At 69.9% G+C, this 18338-nt stretch carries 16 protein-coding genes; 12 read left to right on the forward strand and 4 right to left on the reverse strand.

Features of this window, described 5'->3' with window-relative positions:
* Positions 1-103: 103 nt before the first annotated feature.
* Positions 104-901, reverse strand: coding sequence for an ABC transporter ATP-binding protein (locus ACGFZQ_RS28200; protein ID WP_393842661.1), 798 nt, complete (start codon positions 899-901; stop codon positions 104-106).
* Positions 898-3726, reverse strand: a complete 2829-nt coding sequence (locus ACGFZQ_RS28205; RefSeq protein ID WP_393842662.1) for an ATP-binding cassette domain-containing protein — start codon at positions 3724-3726, stop codon at positions 898-900. The genes ACGFZQ_RS28200 and ACGFZQ_RS28205 overlap by 4 nt, the downstream gene beginning before the upstream one ends.
* Positions 3727-4136: 410 nt before the next feature.
* Between ACGFZQ_RS28205 and ACGFZQ_RS28210 the strand changes: the two genes are divergently transcribed.
* From ACGFZQ_RS28210 to ACGFZQ_RS28250, 9 genes are all read left to right on the forward strand, one after another.
* Positions 4137-4907, forward strand: coding sequence for an SDR family oxidoreductase (locus ACGFZQ_RS28210; RefSeq protein ID WP_393842663.1), 771 nt, complete (start codon positions 4137-4139; stop codon positions 4905-4907).
* Positions 4908-5025: 118 nt separating this feature from the next.
* A complete protein-coding gene (locus tag ACGFZQ_RS28215) occupies positions 5026-6207 on the forward strand; it encodes an amidohydrolase family protein (protein ID WP_393842664.1) in 1182 nt (393 codons plus the stop codon).
* A 9-nt stretch (positions 6208-6216) separates the two neighbouring features.
* Complete coding sequence (locus tag ACGFZQ_RS28220) at positions 6217-6441, forward strand: hypothetical protein (RefSeq protein WP_393842665.1); 225 nt, start codon at positions 6217-6219, stop codon at positions 6439-6441.
* 288 nt (positions 6442-6729) lie between these two features.
* Positions 6730-6864, forward strand: coding sequence for a hypothetical protein (locus ACGFZQ_RS28225; RefSeq protein ID WP_393842666.1), 135 nt, complete (start codon positions 6730-6732; stop codon positions 6862-6864).
* A gap of 31 nt (positions 6865-6895) precedes the next feature.
* Positions 6896-8461 (forward strand): AMP-binding protein, encoded by a 1566-nt coding sequence (locus ACGFZQ_RS28230; protein WP_393842667.1) that lies wholly within the window; start codon positions 6896-6898, stop codon positions 8459-8461.
* A gap of 190 nt (positions 8462-8651) precedes the next feature.
* Positions 8652-9797 (forward strand): CaiB/BaiF CoA transferase family protein, encoded by a 1146-nt coding sequence (locus ACGFZQ_RS28235; protein WP_393842668.1) that lies wholly within the window; start codon positions 8652-8654, stop codon positions 9795-9797.
* A 169-nt stretch (positions 9798-9966) separates the two neighbouring features.
* Positions 9967-10539 carry a TetR/AcrR family transcriptional regulator gene (locus ACGFZQ_RS28240; protein ID WP_393842669.1) on the forward strand — a complete coding sequence of 191 codons (573 nt, stop codon included), beginning with the start codon at positions 9967-9969 and terminating at the stop codon, positions 10537-10539.
* A 148-nt stretch (positions 10540-10687) separates the two neighbouring features.
* Entirely contained in the window at positions 10688-11866 is a 1179-nt protein-coding gene (locus ACGFZQ_RS28245) for an acyl-CoA dehydrogenase family protein (RefSeq protein WP_393842670.1), read from the forward strand.
* A complete protein-coding gene (locus ACGFZQ_RS28250; protein WP_393842798.1) occupies positions 11863-12054 on the forward strand; it encodes an SDR family NAD(P)-dependent oxidoreductase in 192 nt (63 codons plus the stop codon). The genes ACGFZQ_RS28245 and ACGFZQ_RS28250 overlap by 4 nt, the downstream gene beginning before the upstream one ends.
* A gap of 183 nt (positions 12055-12237) precedes the next feature.
* On the opposite strand, the gene ACGFZQ_RS28255 is transcribed toward ACGFZQ_RS28250, so the two are convergent.
* Both ACGFZQ_RS28255 and ACGFZQ_RS28260 read right to left on the reverse strand, forming a co-directional pair.
* Positions 12238-13023, reverse strand: coding sequence for an enoyl-CoA hydratase (locus ACGFZQ_RS28255; protein ID WP_393842671.1), 786 nt, complete (start codon positions 13021-13023; stop codon positions 12238-12240).
* The gene (locus ACGFZQ_RS28260) at positions 13020-14030 is read right to left on the reverse strand and encodes an LLM class F420-dependent oxidoreductase (RefSeq protein ID WP_393842672.1); all 1011 of its coding nucleotides are present in this window, start codon (positions 14028-14030) and stop codon (positions 13020-13022) included. The genes ACGFZQ_RS28255 and ACGFZQ_RS28260 overlap by 4 nt, the downstream gene beginning before the upstream one ends.
* A 134-nt stretch (positions 14031-14164) precedes the next feature.
* Between ACGFZQ_RS28260 and ACGFZQ_RS28265 the strand changes: the two genes are divergently transcribed.
* The 3 genes from ACGFZQ_RS28265 to ACGFZQ_RS28275 all read left to right on the forward strand — a co-directional run bounded on the left by ACGFZQ_RS28265 (position 14165) and on the right by ACGFZQ_RS28275 (position 18286).
* Positions 14165-16465: an acyl-CoA dehydrogenase family protein gene (locus ACGFZQ_RS28265; RefSeq protein ID WP_393842673.1), complete on the forward strand. Its 2301-nt coding sequence runs from the start codon at positions 14165-14167 to the stop codon at positions 16463-16465.
* Between the two features lie 125 nt (positions 16466-16590).
* A complete protein-coding gene (locus ACGFZQ_RS28270; protein WP_393842674.1) occupies positions 16591-17394 on the forward strand; it encodes an enoyl-CoA hydratase in 804 nt (267 codons plus the stop codon).
* A 130-nt stretch (positions 17395-17524) separates the two neighbouring features.
* Positions 17525-18286, forward strand: a complete 762-nt coding sequence (locus tag ACGFZQ_RS28275; RefSeq protein ID WP_393842675.1) for an enoyl-CoA hydratase-related protein — start codon at positions 17525-17527, stop codon at positions 18284-18286.
* Positions 18287-18338: the final 52 nt, after the last annotated feature.

Here is an 18338-nt window from a genome sequence, read left to right on the forward strand (position 1 = left end):
CTCCGCCGGACCGTGGCGCGACCCGAATGCGGGCACGCCTGATGAACCCCCTGATGAACCGCCTGATGAACGCCATGCGCTGGTACGCGTGCCGGGCGCCCGGTCAGTGAGAGACCGACGCCGCACCGAGGTAGTGCTCGAAGATGTCCTCGCGGATTCCGGCGGGCTCGCCGTCGTACGCGATACTCCCCTTCGCGAGGACGCAGACCCGGTCGGCCGCCGCCAGCGCCCTGTCGACGTACTGCTCGACGAGGAGGAGGGAGGCGCCCTCCTGGATGATCTTCGCGAGGAACTCGTAGATCTGGTCGACGACGACCGGTGCGAGCCCCATCGACACCTCGTCGACGAGGACCAGACGCGGTTCGTCGAGATAGCCGCGGACCACGGACAGCATCTGCTGCTGGCCACCGGAGAGTTCGCCCGCCCGCTGGTTCAACTTCCCTCCCAGTGCGGGGAAGTGCTCCACGGCCCGCTCGACCGCGGCCCGGTCCTGCCGTTTCCAGGTGTGCAGCATCAGGTTCTCCCGCACGGTGAGGGACGGATACACGCCACGGCCCTCCGGGATGTGGCACAGCCCCTGCCGAGCGCGCAGGTGCGGCCGGGTGCCGGTGACTTCCTTGCCGTCGAACCGGATATGTCCCGCGGTCGGCCGCAGCAGCCCGGAGATCACCCGCAGCAGAGTCGTCTTGCCCGCGCCGTTGGGTCCCAGGAGTGCCACGACACTGCTCCGCGGCACGGTGAGGGACACATCGCGCAGGACACCGAGTCCGCCGTACCCGGCCTCGATCCCACGCACTTCCAGCAGCGGCGGTTCGTCCGTGGTCCGTTCGTCCGCTGCCGGTTCGTACGCCGCCGGTTCGCCGTGGTCGTCCTGGCCGGTGACCCTCGTACTGGCCGTCACCGTCCCACCTCCTCGGTGCCTGCCTGCTGGGGCAGTTCGGTGGACGAGCCCAGAGCGGACGAGCCCAGAGCGGACGAGCCCAGATAGGCCGCCCGCACGATGTCGCTGGTGGCGACCTCGGCTGGAGTGCCCTCGAAGATCGGCACCCCGAAGTCGAGGACGTACAGGTAGTCGCACACGTCCATCACCAGCGCCATGTCGTGCTCGATGATCAGTACGCCGATGGTCCGGTCCCGCACCGTCTCCCGCAGTACCTCGCCGAAGCGCGCGGTCTCGATCCGGTTCAGCCCCGAGGACGGTTCGTCGAGCAGCAGAGTGTCGAAGGGGCCCGCCAGGCAGCGGGCCAGCTCGACCAGGCGGCGCTGCCCGGTGGAGAGCCCGCCGACCGGCTGGTCGAGGAGGACTGTCAGTCCGCAGGTCTCCGCCGCCGTGGCGACCGCCTCGGCGATGGCCAGCCGGTCGGCCGGATTGCCGGCGAGGTGCCGCCACGGCCACGCGCCGGCCAACGACGCCTCGCGGCCGAGGGCGATGTTCTCCCGCACCGTCATCGAGTCGAAGAGCTCCATGCGCTGGAAGGTGCGGCCCAGACCTCGGCGGGCGCGGGTCGCGGGGCTGAGGCGGGCGAGGTCGCGCCCGTGCAGGTGCACGGAGCCGCTCGACGGCCGCACCAGTCCGCTGCACACGTTGAACGTGGTCGTCTTTCCCGCGCCGTTGGGTCCGATGAGGCCGGTGATACGGCCCTTGGGAGCCGACAGGGAGAAGTCCCTGACAGCCACGCTGCCACCGAACCGGACGGTCAGCGCCTCGATCCGTACGCCGCTGGACGGGTCGGCCTCGTGGGGTGGGCCGCCCGCGTCGGTATCGCTCAGCTGCTTGACCGGTACTGTCAGATCCGCGTCACGTTCCGTGCCGATCAGTGCTTCCGCGGATTCCGTTGACGGCCCGGGGACTCCGGGGCGCGCTCGACCGCCGATCCGGTCCAGGAAGCGACGCAGTGCCGGAATCGGCTGCGGGCCGCCCGTCAGCGACACCAGTACCGCCGACACTCCGAAGACGAGGTTCAGCCAGTACGTGGTGTTCTCGTCGCTGATGTACGCGCCCGGGAGGGTCATCGCCGCGGCCGCGAAGAACGCGTACCAGGGTTCGCCACCGAGCGCGAGAACGAGGACGGCCACCAGGACGAGCGAGGAGAACGAGGAGAACGAACTGCCGTTCACCGCTGAGATCGCGCCGCCGTACAGGCCTCCGTAGACGGCCGCCATGAACGCGGAGACACAGAAGACCAGCACGCGCGTCGTGTTGACGCTCGTACCGTGGGTCGCGAGGGCCGTGGGGGAGTCGTCGAGCCCGCGCAGCAGCCGGCCGAGCCGACTGTGATGGATGAGGACGACCGCGACCGACGCGAGCAGCACGAAGACGAGGACGAGGTAGTAGTAGCCGCGGTCGCCGCCGAAGAGATCCCCTCCTGGCCGTGGCACGGTACGCCCGTCCGGACTGGAACCGAACAGCACGTTCAGCGGATAGCCCATCTGCTCCAGCGCGATACCGAACCCGAAGGTCGCGAGCGCCAGGAAGACCCCGGACACCCTGATCGCCGGGATCGCGATGAAGGCGCCCACCGGCACGGCGACCAGCCCGGCGAGCAGCAGAGCGACCAGCCAGGGCAGCCCGAGTCCGCCCGAGAAGTGGGCCATCGACGCCGCTCCGACCGCGGCGAACGCCATATGGGAGAGCGAGACCAGACCTGCTGTCCGGATCAGCAGCCCGAGCGAGAGGAAGAGGACGACCTTCGTGAGGGCGTCCGTGTAGGTGGGCAGGCGGGCGCCGCTCACCAGGAACGGGACCAGGACGAGGACGACGACGAGTACCGCGCCGCCGCCGAACTGGACGCGGCCCGGCGTCCGCCACTGGCTCGCGACGACGGGACGGGTGATGAGGCGCATGTCGGTGAGGCGCCGGCGCGGGGCCAGCACCAGTACGGCGAACAGCACCAGGAAGGGCACGCTGGGGGGCAACCCGGTGAGCAGGGCGTTCGGATGGGTCACCGATCCGTACCGGGTGAGAATCGAGGCGAGGACACCGACGACGATTCCGCCGGCGTACGCGAGTGGCAGACTGGAGAACAGGCCGAACGCGGCAGCGCCGAAAGCCTGCACCACGAGCAGGGTCAGCAGCAGTGCGTCCAGACTGAGACTCGGCGCCAGCAGCACCCCAGCCATGCACGCGAAGGTCGAGCCGATGATCCACGCCCACCGCCGGACCGCGACCGGGTTCGTGCCCGCGGTGTCGAGCAGTTCGGGATTGTCCACGACTCCCCGCATCGCGAGGCCCAGCCTGGCGAACCGGAAGAAGAGGGAGAGCGCGGCGGTCGAGACGAGCGCGATCAGGGCGATGATGACGCGGTCCCAGCTCACCGCGGCATCCGCGAGGGTGAAGGCGTTCGACGTGGGCAGGTAGGTGGGGAACGTCTGGCTCTGGGATCCGAACTTCGCGGTGAAGAACCCCTGGACCGCGAGAACCAGGCCGACTGTGGCGACGACCTTGTGGACGGTCCGCGCATCGGCGAGGCGGCGCGCCATCAGCTCCAGGAGCAGCCCGAGTGCCGGCCCCAGGATGCCCACGGAGACGAACGCCGCCCAGCCCCACGGCACGCCGTGGTTCACATGGAGTGTGTAGTAGGCGTACGCGGCGGTGGTGGCGACCGCTCCGTGGCCGAAGTTGAGAATCCCGGACGTCTTGTAGGTCAGGACCAGGCCCGTCGCGGCAAGGCCGTAGACCGATCCCGAGGCGATGCCGATGATGACGAACGGCAGAAGATCGTTCATCGCGCCACCCCGCTGTCAGCAGGGCCCTGGGTGGTGAGCGGGCACGTCGGTGTGACCATCTCAGACTCCTTCGTCTGAAGGCGTGAGGGGACGGTGCCGAGATCGGCGCGCGAGGTGGAGAAACCAGTGATGCGCGGCCGCGGCTGCTGGGCCGCAGCGGGCGGCTGTGTGTCGGTGGACGCTACTAAGGAGATGGCCGGAAGGGAACCCTTAGTCGACACTTCTGTCAGAACTGGGGTGCATCGGGCAGTCTCGCCGTAGGCGGCGTGCGGGATGCCGTCCCGACTTCCGCTGTCGCGGGCCTAGGCAGCGCTCCTCTATATAGTGCAATAATAAATCTAGAAGACCTGATGTGGTGTCGACGTCTGGTGTCGACGTGTGGTTTCGACCGGGCGGATCCTGGAGGGGTCGTGAATCTGGCAGGCAGCGTTGCTCTGGTGACCGGTGGTGCCGGCGGGCTGGGGGAGGCCGCGGTGCGCAGGGTCGCTGCCGCGGGCGCTTCCGTGGTGATCGCCGACCTCGCCGACGACCGGGCCGAGAAGTTGGCGGCCGAGCTGGGCCCCGGCGCTCGCTATGTACGGACCGATGTGACCGACGAGGCCAGCGTTGCCCAAGCGGTGGGAGAGGCCAAGAAGTTGGGCGTCTTCCGCTACGCGGTGGTCGCCCATGGCGGCTTCGGGGTCGCGGAGAAGGTCGTGGGCAGGGACGGCAGTCCCGCCGGGCTCGCGGGCTTCACGAAGACGATCGACCTGTACCTGACGGGAACCTTCAACGTGCTGCGGATCGCGGCGGCGGCGATCGCCGAGAGCGAGCCGGACGCGGACGGGCAGCGCGGAGCGGTCGTGGCCACCGCCAGCATCGCCGCCTTCGAGGGGCAGATCGGCCAGATCGCCTACGCGGCGGCCAAGGCGGGGGTGGTCGGCATGACCCTCGTCGCCGCACGGGACCTCGGCTCGCTCGGGATCCGGGCCGTCACGGTCGCGCCTGGGACCATGCGGACTCCGATCATGGAGTCCGTGGGGGACGAGGCGCTGGCCAGGTTCGCCGCCAACATCCCCAATCCGCGACGGCTCGGAAAGCCCGAGGAGTATGCCGCGCTCGTGCAGCACATCCTCGAGAACACCTACCTGAACGGCGAGACCATCCGCCTCGACGGAGCCCAGCGCTTCAACCCGAGGTAGTGAGGTCACCCCGAGGCAACGGGGCAATTCGGCCGACCACTCGCCCACCCAGTCAGATATTCGAACTCCATCGGACGGACGGCCGGTCACCCGAGAACGACGCTTGAAGGAGCCAGCAATGCCGCTGCAACCCTGGATGAAACTCATCTCCGTCGACGACCACCTGATCGAGCACCCGATGGTCTGGCAGGACCGCCTGTCGGCCAGGCACAGGGAACGCGCCCCGCGCATCGTGGAGACACCGCGCGACGGCCTCCCGGCGGTGCAGTCCTGGCTCTACGAGGACCGGCCCTACCCCTACATAGGCCTCAACGCCGTGGCGGGCAAGAAGCCCGAGGAGTACGGCATCGACCCGGTCCGCTACGACGAGATGATCCCCGGGTGCTACGACCCCAAGGCGCGCGTCGCGGACATGGACATCGACGGAGTGGAGGCGATGATGTGCTTCCCTTCCTTCCCAGGGTTCTGCGGCACGGTGTTCATGAAGGGGGATGACAAGGAACTGTCGCTGCAGTGCGTCCAGGCGTACAACGACTTCGTCCTCGACGAGTGGAGTGCCGCCGCACCCGGCCGGCTCATCCCCGTCGTGATCCTCCCGCTGTGGGACGCGCAGCTGTCGGTGCGGGAGATCCACCGCACCGCGGCCAAGGGCGCCAAGGCGATCTCGTTCCCCGATCTGCCGCACGCACTCGGACTCCCGTCCATGCACACCGACTACTGGGACCCGGTGCTCTCGGCGGCCGAGGAGACGGGCCTGCCTCTGTGCCAGCACTTCGGCAGCGGCGGCGCGACGTCGGTTCCCCAGGTCGCGTCGGACGCGCCGTTCGCCGTGATGATCAACCTGATGGGCGCCAACAGCATGCACGCCACCGCCGACTGGCTGTTCTCCCCGGCGCTGCACAAGCACCCGAAGCTCAAGATCGGCCTCTCCGAGGGCGGCATCGGCTGGATTCCGTACATCGTCCAGCGGGCCGACTACGTGTGGCGCAAGCACCGTTCCTACCAGAACATCAACCAGGACGTGAAGCCGTCGGAGCTGTTCCAGAAGCACTTCCACGGGTGCTTCATCGAGGACGACTTCGGGGTCGACAACCGTCATGCCATCGGTGTCGACCGGATCACCTGGGAGTGCGACTACCCGCACTCGGACTCGTTCTGGCCGGCGAGCCGCAAGCGCGCGGCCGAGGCGTTCGCGAACGTACCGGACGACGAGGTCCACAAGATGGTGGAGCTCAACGCCCGACGGTTCTACAACCTGCCGGACGCCGCCCCCGCGCCGCGTGCCGCGACCGTGAGCTGAGGGCCCGTCATGGACCGGATCGAGCAGTTGCCGCTGGACGACTGGAACGACCAGGACCTCCTGACCCGCGACGAGGCGGCTGAGCGCCTCCGGCAGGAGATCCAGGTGGTCACCGGCGAGCTGGCCCAACTGCGCGGGGCCGCCCCTGACCGGACCACCGCGGCCGGCGTCGAGCTTCTCGACAGGCGGCTGACGGCGATGAAGGCGGCGCTTTCAGAGCTGGACGGCGGCTGAGGGAAACAAGTGACCGGGAGGTCCTGAACGCGGGAGACGCCGGCCGAGGAGCAGGTGTACCCGCGCAAGACGGTCAGTGTCCTGCCGGCGGACCAGGTGGCCTCGCCCTCGCCGGATGGCGCCCGGTGGCCACGACCGTGAGCTGCGGGCGCTGATGGCGGTCAGATGAGGCTGCACGGTCTCGGCATCCCGGACGAGTACGGGGTTGCCGGCTCCGGTCGGCCGGTCTTGTCCCGTCGAACTCGGTGTGGTCTTCCCGGAGATGGGCGCTCCTGCACCGGCAACTTCTTGACGGAGGAGGAGGTGCTCCGCGCGGCGGGAGTCACCGGCCTGTCCGGACACCGCGTGGCGGAGCGGGAGGAGGACCTGGACCTCGGCTTCTTCCTGCCCGACGCCCCGCTGCCCCACAGCTGTCGTCAGTGATGCCCCGCTGCCGTGACAAAGGACGGTCTTCATGCGGCATGATCTCGAATTCCGCAGCATCCCCCGGATGGTGCGTGCCGCCGTCGAGCGCTTCGGCGACGCGGAGGCGCTGGCCGACCTCGACACCGGGCGGCGCTGGTCGTTCACGGACGTCGGCCAGGCCATGACGGAGGCCGTCAGGGCGGTTGTCGCGCTGGGTGTCCGGCCTGGCGACCGGGTCGCCGTCTGGGGCCCGAACTGCCCGGAATGGATCTTCGCGGCGCTGGGGATCCAGGGTGCGGGCGGCATCCTGGTGCCGCTCAACACCCGCTTCAAGGCGGAGGAAGCCGGCTACATCCTGGCGAAGAGCGGCGCCTGCGTCGTGTTCACCGTGTCGGACTTCCTGGGCACCGACTTCACCGGCATGCTGCCCGACTCGGTGACGACGACCATCGTCATGCGCGGTTCCGCCAAGGGCGACGCGCTCGGCTGGGCGGACTTCCTGGCGCTGGGGAAGACGGTCCCGGCCGAAGCGGCGGACCGTGCCATCGACGCGCTGTCGCCGGACGACCCCTCGGACATCATGTTCACCTCGGGAACGACCGGTAGATCCAAGGGAGTTGTGCTCACCCACGGGCAGTCCCTGAGGGCGTACGGCTGGCTGTCCGGGGTGTTCACCTTCGCACCGGGCGACCGTTACCTGATCATCCCGCCGTTCTTCCACACGCTCGGCTACAAGGCGGGCTGGATGGCCTGCCTGCTGCGGGGGGTCACGATCCTGCCGCAGCTCACCTTCGACGTCGACCAGGTGCTGGAGCGGATCGCCCGCGAGAAGGTGTCCATCGTGCTCGGGCCGCCCACCCTGTTCGAGGACCTGATGCGGCACCCGCAGCGGGGGCGCCACGACCTGTCCTCGCTCCGCTTCACCGTGCCGACGGCGACCACCGTGCCGGCCGAACTGGTCCGCCGGTTGGGTTCGGAGCTGGGCTTCGACCTCGTGCTGACCGCGTACGGGCTGACCGAGTCGACCTCGCTGGTGAGCAGTTGCCACCCCGGGGACGACGCCGAGGATGTCGCCGGGTCGGTGGGCAGACCCGCGCTGGACCTCGAAGTGATCGTGGCGGACGAGGCCGGCCGGGCCCTCCCCGTGGGGGAGCGGGGCGAGGTACTGGTCCGCGGCTACACGGTGACCAGCGGGTACTGGGACGAACCCGGCGAGACCGCGAAGGCCGTCGATCCGGACGGCTGGCTGCACACCGGCGACATCGGCCGCTTCAACGAACGCGGCTTCCTCGCGATCGTCGACCGCAAGAAGGACATGTTCATCGCCGGGGGATTCAACGCCTACCCGGCCGAGATCGAGCAGATCCTCGCCGCTCATCCCGGCGTCGCCGAGGTGGCGGTGGTCGGCATGCCGGACGACCGCCTCGGGGAGGTGGCCGTGGCCTTCGTCGTCCGGGGCGACGCGGAGTTGACCGAGCGGAAGCTCATCGGCTGGGCGCGCGAGCGGATGGCGAACTTCAAGGTGCCGCGCCACGTCGAATTCATCGACGCCATGCCCCGCAACGCGAGCATGAAGGTGGACAAGGGATCGCTGCGGAAGCGACGGCTGAGCTGAGCAGCCGACGCGGATCGGCCGCGGTTCGATGCGCAAGGAGCGGTCAGACGTGACAAGCACTGGCCCGCAATCGTGCCGTGCGGTGCCGGTGAGGGCGCCCGTCAGCGTCTCGCCGCCCGTACGGCCCTGCCCCACCCACGCAGTCCCCGAGTCGCGAACTCGTAGGACACCCTCAGGAAAGCAGGGCCGCATGACCGGTCGACAAGGGCCGCTGCACGGCGTACGCGTCGTCGAACTCGCCGGCATCGGCCCTGTCCCCATGGCGGGCCTGCTCCTCGCCGAGCTCGGCGCCGACGTCGTACGCGTCGACCGTCCCGTGCCGCAGCCGCTGCCCGACCTGCTGGTCCGCGGCAAGCGCGCGGTCGTCATCGACCTCAAGCACCCACGCGGCGCCGAAGCCGTCCTCGGCCTGGCCGAGAAGGCCGATGTCCTGTTGGAGGGCTACCGCCCGGGTGTCACCGAACGGCTCGGCATCGGCCCCGACGACGCGCTGCGCCGCAACCCCGCGCTGGTCTACGGACGCATGACCGGCTGGGGCCAGGAAGGGCCGCGCGCCTCAACGGCCGGCCACGACATCAACTACATCTCCGTCACCGGGGCGTTGGCCGCCATCGGGCGCGCCGACGGTCCGCCGCAGGTGCCGCTCAACCTCGTGGGTGACTTCGGCGGCGGCTCCCTCTACCTCGTCACCGGCGTGCTCGCCGCGCTGCACCATGCCCGCGCCACCGGCGAGGGTCAGGTCGTCGACGCGGCCATCGTGGACGGCGTTTCGCACCTCAGTGCCATGATCTGGGCCGAGCGTCACCACCAGGGCTGGCACGACGAGCGAGGCACCAACCTCCTCGACACGGGCGCCCCCTTCTACGACGTGTACGCCACGGCCGACGGCGGCTGGTACGCGGTCGGCGCACTGGAACCGCAGTTCTACGCCCGCCTCGTGGAGCTCATCACGCTTCCCGAGTGGGCCGGACGTCAGCATGACCGCGCCGCCTGGCCACGTATGCGAGAAGCGTTCGCCGCCGCCTTCGCCACCCGCACCCGCGCCGAATGGGACCAGGTCTTCGACGGCACGGATGCCTGCGCGTCCCCTGTCCTCACCTGGGCCGAGGCCGAGAACGACGACCACCTGAGGGCCCGTTCCGTCCATGCGCGCGCGGACGGCCACACCGTGCCGGCGCCCGCGCCGCGCTTCTCGCACACTCCCACCGAGGTCGCGCAGCCGGGTGGGGTGTGGGGCGAAGGAGGCCGGAATGTGCTGCGCGACTGGGGAGTCGAGAGTGCGGCGGATCTGGTGGCCGGCGGTGCGGTGGCCGACGACACGAGGGACGGCGCATGACGTGCACACATGGTCCGCCCTCCGCTACCGCCGGTCTGCCCAAGTGGTACGGCATTCGAGGGACGACCCCTCCGGAACGTACGGTGCCACAGGGCGTGACCGGGTGTCCTCGGACAGGGGCAGGCGTCCGACCTCGGGGGTTGCGGTGCTCGGCAGATAAGCTGAGGTCATGCCGTCCGCCCGCCGTACCGCCCGCCAGAGCGACCTACTGGAGCGCTTGGTCGCACTGCTGGCGGCGGAGGGCTTTGCCTCGTTCACGCTCGACGATCTGGCCCAGCGGCTCCGCTGCTCGAAGACGACGCTCTACCAGCTCGCCGGAAGCAAGCAGGACCTGGTGAAGGAAGCGGTCAAGCACTACTTCCGCTCCGCGGCCGAGGTCGTCGAGAAGCAGGTGGCAGGCACCACTGCGCCGTCCAGCCGCGTACTGGTCTATCTGAACACCGTGGCCGAGCAGCTCAGGCCGCTGTCCCGGCGGTTCCTCGACGACATGGCGGACTTCCAGCCTGCTCGCGAGGTGTACGAGGCCAACACCCGGCTCGCCGCCGACCGGGTACGACAGCTGATCACCGAGGGCGTCGCGGAAGGCGCCTTCCGTGACGTGCACGCCGCGTTCGTCGGTGAGGTCGCCGCTGCCACCATGCAGCAGATCCAGCGTGGCGAGGTGGCCGCGCGCACCGGTCTGAGCGACTCCGAGGCCTATGCCGAACTGGCATCGCTGATCGTGCACGCCGTCTCGTCCTGACGCGCTGCCGACTCGCTCCTCCCGCCCCCCGGATCCGCCCCGTCCGGGCCGCTGATTCGTCCTGACCGGCGCGGCTACAGGGCGCCCTGTGAGTGTACGCTGAATGATACTGTCGTACTCTCTTCAGTATCATCGTGGAGGAGCCCGGATGCCCGCCACCCGCACACTGGCCACACGCGAAGCGGCCGACCTCATCGAACTGACCCGCTCGCTGGCGGTGAACGAGCTCTCCCCCAAGGCAGCCGAGGCGGAGGCCGACGAGACGTTCCCGCGCGAGGTCTTCCGCATGCTCGGCCGCGCCGGACTGCTCGGACTGCCGTACCCCGAGGAGTACGGCGGCGGCGGTCAGCCGTACGAGGTCTACCTGCAGGTGCTGGAGGAGGTCGCGGCCGTCTGGTCCAGCGTCGCGGTCGGCATCTCCGTGCACGCGCTCTCCTGCTTCGGCCTCGCCGCCTACGGCACCGCGGAGCAGAAGGAGAAGTGGCTCCCCGGCATGCTCGGCGGCGAGCTGCTCGGCGCGTACTGCCTCTCCGAGCCGCACGCCGGCTCCGACCCTGCCGCCATGCGTACCCGTGCCGTCCGGGACGGTGACCACTATGTGCTCAACGGCGCCAAGGCCTGGACCACACACGGGGGTTACGCGGACTTCTACACGGTCATGGCCCGCACCTCGGACGACCGGTCGCACGGCATCTCGTGCTTCCTCGTGCAGGCGGACACCCCCGGCCTTGCCGCCGACCCGCCCGAGCGGAAAATGGGCCTGACCGGTTCGGCCACCGCCACCATGCACCTGGACGACGTACGCGTTCCCGTCGGCCACCGTCTCGGCGAGGAGGGCCAGGGACTGCGGGTCGCTCTCGCCGGCCTTGACTCCGGTCGGCTCGGCATCGCCGCGGTCGCCACCGGACTGGCCCAGGGCGCCTTCGACCTCGCGCTTCGCTACGCCCAGGAACGCGAGGCCTTCGGCAAGCCGATCATCGAGCATCAGGGGCTGGCGTTCGTCCTGGCCGACATGGGTGCCGCGATCGAGTCCGCCCGGGCCACCACGCTGTCCGCTGCCCGGCTGAAGGACCAGGGCCTGCCGTTCACCCGTGAGGCGTCCATCGCCAAACTGGTCGCCACCGACAACGCCATGCGGGTGACCACCGACGCCGTGCAGGTGCTCGGCGGTTACGGCTACACCCGTGACTTCCCCGTCGAGCGCTACATGCGCGAGGCCAAGGTCATGCAAATCTTCGAAGGCACCAACCAGATCCAGCGCATGGTCATCAGCCGGGCGCTGAGCCGGCCCGCCAAGGGCACCATCACCGTGCTCAGCGAGAACTGACGCAGCTCGACAACACCGCCGCCCTTGTCACCGGCGGTGCGTCCGGCCTCGGTGCGGCGACCGCGAAAGCCCTCGCCGAACAGGGCGCGGCGGTCTTCGCCCTGGGCCTCCCGGCGAGCATCGACCAGGCCTCGCCGAGCCGGTCGTCCGGCATCCAGGCCACCGCGACGTCGGTGACAGCGAACTGATCGCCCGGGTCCACGGACACATGGCGAAATTCGACATGCCACCCCGCGTCGAGTTCGTCGACGCATTGCCTCGCAACGCGAGCATGGAGATGGGGGCGGACAAGGACCAGCCGCGTGCGCGGCTGGTGCGCTGCCCGCGGCACGGAGCGCCGTCGTCGCGGCAGCGCTCCGTGCCGACCGAGGCTATGAGTCCTGTGCCTGGCCACCGAGCTGGGTCCGACTGCGACGGGTGACGGCGATGCGCCGTTGTTCCAGGCCGGCGAAGTCCGGTTGCTGCGCCCGGGCAATGGTTGTCTCGATGTCCAGCGAGGAGCCGATCACACTCAGGGCACCCTCGGTGTAGATGCGCTTGAGCTCGCCCATGGGTTGCCCAGGGACCTCGGCCACCGCGGCAGCCAACTCGACCGCCCTGCCCCGCAGACGGTCGTGCGGCACCACCTCGGTCACCAGGCCGATCCGCTCGGCTCGGTGTGCGTCGACCACGTCGCCGGTCATCGACATCCGGCGCGCGTGCGCCGGGCCGACGAGCTGTGGCAGCCGTGCCGTCAGCCCGCCTCCCGGCAGCACGCCCACCCGCACATGGGTGTCGGCGAACGCCGCCTGCTCCGACGCGATGAGGAAGTCGCATCCGAGTGCGAGCTCCAGGCCTCCGGTGAAGGCGGCGCCGTTGACCGCGCCGATGACCGGCTTGCGCACCCGTGCGACCTGACCCACGCAGTTCTCCTCGTCGAAGCGGCGGAAGTACGCCGCTCCCTCGTCGGCAGCCTGTTTGAGATCGACGCCCGCGCAGAACGCGGGGTCGGCACCGGTCAGCACCACCGCGCGCACCGTCTCTTCGTCGTCCACGGACAGCAGTGCCCGGTACAGGGCGCTGATGAGCCCGCCGCTCAGGGCGTTGCGCGCCCGCGGACGGTTGAGGGTCAGTACCCGGACGGCGCCCACGTCCTCGACGAGCAACTCGTCGCTCACGCCGGTACAGCCGTCCGCGTGGCGTCGACCAGTTCGGCGAACACCGCCGGATCGGTGGGGGAGAAGGTGTACAGGGGGGCTCGTGTGAACACGTCGCCGTATCGGCGCACCAGCTCGCGGCCCGCCCAGGCCGGGTCACCCACGATGGCGAAGGCGTGCAGCATCTCGTCGGTGATCAGGCCGCCCATCTCCGCCCACCGGCCCGCCTTCGACAAGGCGTGCAGCTCGTCGCCGAGCGCATCCCATCCGTGCAGGGCGAGGACCGGGCGGTAGGCCGGCGTGGATCCGTAGAACGCGATCTGGCCGCGGACCGCGTCCGCCGCGGCCTTGATGTCCTCCTCCGTCCGTCCGACGGCGACGAAGGGCGATCCGACGATCTCGAATCCATCGAGGTCCCGTCCGCGGCCGCGGACCAGGGCGGGCAGAGTCACCTCGCGCAGATACCTCTCGGTGGTGAAGGCATGGCACAGAAACCCGTCGGCGACCTCGCCGGCCACCTTGGTCATCGTCTCGCCGACTCCTGCCAGCAGCACGGGCGGCGCTCCGTGGCCGTGCGGCTCGGGTGTGAACATCGGTGTCATCAACGTGTGTTGGTAGAAGTCCCCCTTGAAATCCAGCGGGAAGCCGTCGTGCCAGCACGCCCAGATCGCCCGCAGGGCGAGGACGTATTCACGCATGCGCGGCGCGGGATGGGACCACGGCATGCTGAACCGGCGGGTGATGTGCGGCTTGATCTGGCTCCCGAGTCCGAGCAGGAAGCGGCCGCCCGACAGGCTCTGCAGGTCGTTGGCCAGCACGGCCGTGGTCATGGGACTGCGGGCGAACGACACCGCGATGGAGGTGCCCAGGGCGATGCGCTCGGAGACCGTCGCTGCGAGGCCGAGGCTCAGGAACGGGTCGTGCTTGAGCTCGCTCGCCCAGATGCCGTCGAATCCTTCGCGCTCGGCTCGTACGGCGGTCTCCCGCGGATCGAGTCCGCCGGACGTGGCCACGATGTCGATCTTCATATCGCTCCTTGTGCGTGCTTCCGGACCGCAGAGCCCGACTGGTTCGGTCCGGCCGAGGGGTAGGTGAGGAGTACCTCGTTATCGTATAAATAAGTTAACCAAATTCCTCAAGCTGCGGAAGGTCGCCGATCGTCATGAACTCAAGCGTCACGGTTGCCGATACAGAGGATCAGCGGGCACTCGTAGGAGCCGTCAGCGGGCTTCTGGCCAGGCAGTGGGGTGAGGGCGCCGCGCACAAGGCCATCGGTGATCCGAGTGCGGTCAGTGAGCGCCCGCTGTGGCTCGCGCTCGCCGGACTCGGCGTCGCCGGTCTGCCGGTCGCCGAGTCCTCGGGCGGCTCGGGCGGCGGATGGGCGGACCTCGCGGTGGCGCTCGAAGTGCTCGGCGGCGCGCTCGCCCCGGTGCCCGCTGTCGCCGTCGCGGGGGCGCTGGGGGCCCTGGGCACCCTGGACGACGGGCCTGTCGCCGGTCTGCTGCCGGGCATCTGCGAAGGGGCCACCATACCGACCGTCGCCTGGACGCGAGGGGAGGGGATGTGGGGCGCCGAAGGGGAGTTCCGTGCCGAGCCCGCGTCCGCGTCGGAGGCCGCGTCCGCGCCTGAGCCCGCGTCCGCGTCGGACAGTGTCCGGGTTTCGGGCACGGCGAACCTGGTGTTGTCCCCGGAGGCCGACCTCGTGCTGGTGCGCGCCGAGAGTGAGCTGGGGCCGGTGCTTGTCGCGGTGCGTACGGCCCAGCACGGGGTGCGGATCCGGCGCCTGGACGGTCTCGATCTGCTCCGCCCGGTGGGGGCACTCACCCTCGACGAGGCCGACGGCACCGTGCTCGCCCGCGGCGAGCCCGCCACGGCCGCGGTGCGCATGAGTCTCGTCACCGCAGGCGCGGCACTGGCCTCGGAACTGGTCGGTGTGGCCGCCCACTGCCTGTACGCGGCGGTGGCCTACGCCGGGCAGCGGGAGCAGTTCGGCCGCCCGATCGGCGGCTTCCAGGCGGTCAAGCACAAGTGCGCCGACATGCTCACCCGCGTCGAGCTGGCCAGGGCCGCCGCCCGTAATGCGGTCGAGCTGCTCGACGCGGGCGCATCCGCCGACGACCTGGACGACGCCGTGGCCCTGGCCCTGCTCAAGGCCGCCGAGGCCGGCAGACATGTCACCGCCGACTACATCCAGATCCTCGGCGGCATGGGATTCACCTGGGAGCAGGACGCCCACCTCTACTACCGGCGGGCCGGTGCCGCGGCGCCTCTGTTCGGCGGGGTCACCGCGCACCTGGACCGGCTCGACCCCACTCGGCCGCGCGCCGGTACCGAAGGGTCGGTCCCCGCCGAGTACCCGGAGGGAACCCCGGCGGCGGAACTCGCCGCCCGGGTCGTCGAGTTGTTGCCCCTTCACCAGGAGAAGTGGGGCGATGACGACGCGTTTCCCGCGCGCCTCGACTGGCAGCGGCGGCTGCACGCCGCGGGCTGGATCGCCCCGCAGTGGCCCGCCGAATTCGGCGGACGCGGCCTGGGTATCGTCGACCAGGTGGACTGCGACCAGGTCCTGGCCGAACTGCGCGCCCCCGCCCTGGCCGGCGTCCTCGGGGTCAACAACGTCGCCCCCACCCTGATGCACTACGGCACTGAGGACCAGCAGCGGCATCTGTTCGGCATCCAGTCCGGCACCGAGGTGTGGTGCCAGGGTTTCTCCGAGCCCGGCTCCGGGAGCGATCTGGCCAGCCTCCGCACCCGGGCCGTCCTCGACGGCGACGAGTTCGTCATCAACGGCCAGAAGACCTGGACCTCGGAGGGCATGGAGGCCACCCACTGCCTGCTCCTCGCCCGCACCGACCCCCAGGCCAAGCCCCACCAGGGAATCTCCGCGCTGCTCGTCCCCATGGACACCCCGGGCATCACTCGCCGTCCCATCACCCAGATCACCGGCGAGGGCGGCTTCGCCGAGGTCTTCTTCGACGACGTCCGCATACCCCGCGGCGCCCTGCTCGGCCCGCTCCACCAGGGCTGGAAGGTCACCATGACCACCCTCGGATTCGAACGCTCGGGCGTCATCATGCTGGCCGGCCGCCTGGAACAGACCGTACGCGACCTGGTCACCGCCCTGGACGGCCGCGAACTCGACCCCCACGTCCGAGCGGACCTCACCCACCGTCTCGCCGACGCCCGTACGCTCCGCCTCCTCGGCCGGCGCGCCCTCGGCCGTATCGCCGCCGGCGGCACTCCCGGTCCCGAGCACTCCGTCATCAAGCTCGCCTGGAGCACCACCATGCAGTCGGTCGGCGCCACCCACCTGGCCGCGCTGGGCCTCGACGCCGTCACCACGGGTCGCGGCAGGCGGGCTCACCACGACTACCTGATGTCCCGCAGTGCCACCATCGCGGGCGGCACCACCGAGATCATGCGCAACATCCTCGCCGAACGCGTCCTGGGCATGCCCAAGTAGCCGTAGTCCGGGGGCCGCGTTGACATCCCCTATCTTCTAAATAAGCTAACCGATTGTGTCGGCGTGAACGGTCGACGGAGACAGCCGGTGGGGCAATCGCCCCCGTGGCGCGAAGGAGCGTTGCTGTGTCGGAGGACCAGATTCTGTACCGGACAGTCGGTGCCGTGGCCGTCATCACTCTCAATCGCCCGCAGGCCGCCAACGCGCAGTCGCTGGCGTTCCTGGACGACCTGGACGCGGCGTGGAGCAGGGCGGAGGAGGACGACGACGTCCGCGTGGTGCTGCTCAACGCCAACGGGAAGCACTTCTCGGCGGGGCACGACCTGTCGGGCGTGGACCAGGCTCCGCCGAGCCTCGGCCGGATGTACGCGCAGGAAGCGAAGAGGTATCTGGGCTACTCGCTGAAGTGGCGCAACGTTCCCAAGCCGACCATCGCGGCGGTCCAGGGCGCGTGTATCGCGGCCGGACTCATGCTGTGCTGGCCGTGCGACCTGATCATCGCGGCCGACAACGCCTACTTCTCCGATCCGGTGGTCAACATGGGGATAGGCGGTGTGGAGTACCACGGCCACACCTGGGAGTTGGGGGCGCGCAAGGCGAAGGAGCTGCTGTTCACCGGCCGGCGGGTGAGTGCGCAGGACGCGGAGCGCATCGGCATGGTCAACAGCGTCGTGCCGTTGGACCGGCTGCAGCAGGAGGCGCTGGACCTGGCCGAGGAGATCGCCCAGAAGGATCCCTTCGCGCTGCGCCAGGCCAAGCGTGCGGTGAACCAGACGCTCGACGTGCAGGGCTTCCAGACCGCCCTGCAGGCGGTCTTCGACGTGCACCAGACCGGTCACGGGCACTGGTACAGCCTGCTCGGCTTCCCGGCCATGGCGGGGCTGGACAGCATGAAGAAGGCGAGTCGGCCGGCGGTCGGGGAAGGCTGACCAGGCCGAGGGGTCGTACCGGATCTAGCTAAATTGGTTAACTGTATACGTGTTAGGATGTCTGATCTACGTCGATGGGGAGGGCTTCCCCCTGAGAGAGGTGCCCATGGGGTCCAGCGGCGAAGTACTGATGCGGCATCAGCGTTCCGTCGCGGTGATCACGCTCAACCGCCCGGAAGTGCTCAATGCCATGACACGGCCGATGGCCGAGGCGTACGCCCGCGCGCTGCGGGACGCGGACGCCGACCCAGGGGTGCGGGCTGTCGTCGTGACCGGTGCGGGCCGCGGTTTCTGCGCCGGGGCCGACCTGGGCGTGTTGAATGAGGGCGCCGACGCCGTCCGGAGGTTTCTGCCGGACTCCAAGGACCTGCCGGACCTCGCACTGCGCCTGCGCAAGCCGGTGGTCGCCGCGGTGAGCGGCCCGGTCGTCGGGATCGGTTTCGCCTACATGCTGGGCAGCGACATCCGCTTCGCCTCCCGTGAGACGCGGATCAGCACAAGCTTCGCCCGGCTGGGCCTGGTCGCGGAGTACGGACTCTCCTGGCTGCTGCCCCGGGTCGTCGGAACGCCCTGGGCGCTGGAGCTGCTGTTGTCCGGCCGGACGATCGACGCCGAGGAGGCTGCCCGGATCGGCCTGGTCCACCGTGTCACCGAGCCCGGCGAGGTCCTCTCCGAGGCGGTGGACTACGCCGCCGACCTGGCAGCCGGCTGTTCGCCGTCCTCGCTGGCCGCGATCAAGGCGCAGGTGTACGCGGACCTCGCGCGACCGCGGGAGGAAGCCCTCGCCCGCACTCTGGAACTGATGGACGCCTCCTTCGACGGACCCGATCTGGCCGAGGCCCTCCTGGCCCGTCGGCAGAAGCGTCCGCCGGCATTTCAGCCGTTGCGCTGAAGCGCCGGGACGGCCCGTCGACGCCGGGGGGCCGCTCACCTACGGGCCACGC

Origin of the sequence: Streptomyces sp. NPDC048254, from assembly GCF_043201895.1 — a bacterium.
Lineage (GTDB): Bacteria > Actinomycetota > Actinomycetes > Streptomycetales > Streptomycetaceae > Streptomyces.